This window comes from Dietzia sp. B44, assembly GCF_014145245.1.
Lineage (GTDB): Bacteria > Actinomycetota > Actinomycetes > Mycobacteriales > Mycobacteriaceae > Dietzia > Dietzia natronolimnaea.
Genome location: NZ_JAALEF010000429.1, coordinates 1 through 1,588 on the forward strand (window position 1 = coordinate 1; position 1,588 = coordinate 1,588).

Below are 1,588 nucleotides of genomic sequence, written 5' to 3' on the forward strand. Positions count from 1 at the left end.
GCCACCGGCGGCTACCCGGTCCCCGTGATCCCGCCCTACGCCTCGTTCCTCGACCCCGCCGTGACGCAGCTGCACTCCGAGCAGTACCGCAACCCCGACCAGCTGGCCGAGGGCGCGGTCCTGGTGGTGGGATCAGGCCAGTCCGGAGCTCAGATCGCCGAGGACCTGCACCTCGCCGGTCGCCGGGTCCACCTGGCGGTGGGCAACGCCCCGCGCGTCGCCCGGTTCTACCGGGGCCGGGACTGCATGACCTGGCTCGCGGACATGGGGCTGTACGACACCCCGGCACAGCAGTACCCCGGCGGTAAGGCCGCGCAGGAGAAGACCAACCACTACGTCACCGGCCGCGACGGCGGGCGGGACGTGGACCTGCGGCGATTCGCCGCCGAGGGCATGCGGCTGTACGGGACACTGACCGCCGGAGAGGGCACGGAACTGCGGTTCGACCCCTCACTCACCGAGGCGTTGGACTCCGCAGACCGGGTGTACAACTCGATCTGCGCCGACATCGACCGGCACATCGACGCACACGGGATCGACGCCCCGCCGCCGTCGAGGTACCAGCCGGTGTGGGCGCCCGAGTCCGACCCGACGTCCCTCGACCTCGCCGCGGAGGGCGTCACCACGATCATCTGGGCGATCGGTTACCGGCCCGACTACCGCTGGATCGAGGCGAGCGCGTTCGACGGCGCCGGCCACCCCATGCAGACCCGCGGCGTGACGGAGGTACCCGGCCTGTCCTTCATCGGCCTGCCCTGGATGCACACCTGGGGTTCGGGCCGCTTCCTCGGCATCGACCGCGACGCGGCGCACCTGGCCGAGGGCATCATCGCCCGCCGTCACGCCACCCGAGAGGAACGGGCATCATGACCACCTCCACCACCGGAGCGTCCACCTCGACCCGGGTCGACCTGGCCCTGCTCGGCATCCGGGGCACCCCTCCGCTGCACCGCAGCGGGGGCGCGGGCCCCAGCGACGACGGACACCTCGTCGTCTCCGGGCGCGACGCGGCGATCCCCCGCAACCCCGACAGCCCCTTCGTCTTCGACGGCGACCGGGTCCTGCGTGACGGCGTCGACACCGGTCTGGAGATCTCCGCGATCGGCCGTCCCCGCTTCTACGACCGCACGACCTCCGACGGGGTCCCCTACGAGAAGATCGCGCGCCTCCACGGCCGCGACGTCCTGGCCACGACCGTGGTGCAGACCTGCATCCGCTACCGCCGCGAGGAGCGCTGCCGGTTCTGCTCGATCGAGGAGTCGCTGCGCGCGGGTACGACGGTGCCGGTCAAGCTGCCCGAGCAGCTGGCCGAGGTCGCCCGCGCCGCCGTGGACCTCGACGGGGTCACCCAGATGGTCATGACCACCGGGACGTCGGCGGGACGCGACCGCGGGGCCGCGCATCTGGCCCGCTGCGTCCGCGCCGTCAGAGCGGCGGTCCCGGGGCTGCCGATCCAGGTCCAGTGTGAACCGCCCGCCGACCTGGCGGTCCTCACCGACCTGCGTGAGGCCGGTGCCGACGCGATCGGCATCCACGTCGAGTCGCTCGACGACGACGCCCGGCGGCGGTGGATGCCCGGGAAGTCGAC

2 protein-coding genes are annotated in these 1,588 nt (G+C 72.7%); both read left to right on the forward strand.

The genetic code is table 11. The features are described 5' to 3' along the window. Positions 1-870, forward strand: an 870-nt coding sequence (locus G6017_RS13540; protein WP_182617820.1) for a SidA/IucD/PvdA family monooxygenase, incomplete at its 5' end; no start/stop codon positions are given. Beyond that, the coding region (locus G6017_RS13545; protein ID WP_182617822.1) for an MSMEG_0568 family radical SAM protein at positions 867-1,588 on the forward strand (722 nt) is incomplete at its 3' end. The genes G6017_RS13540 and G6017_RS13545, both read left to right, overlap by 4 nt.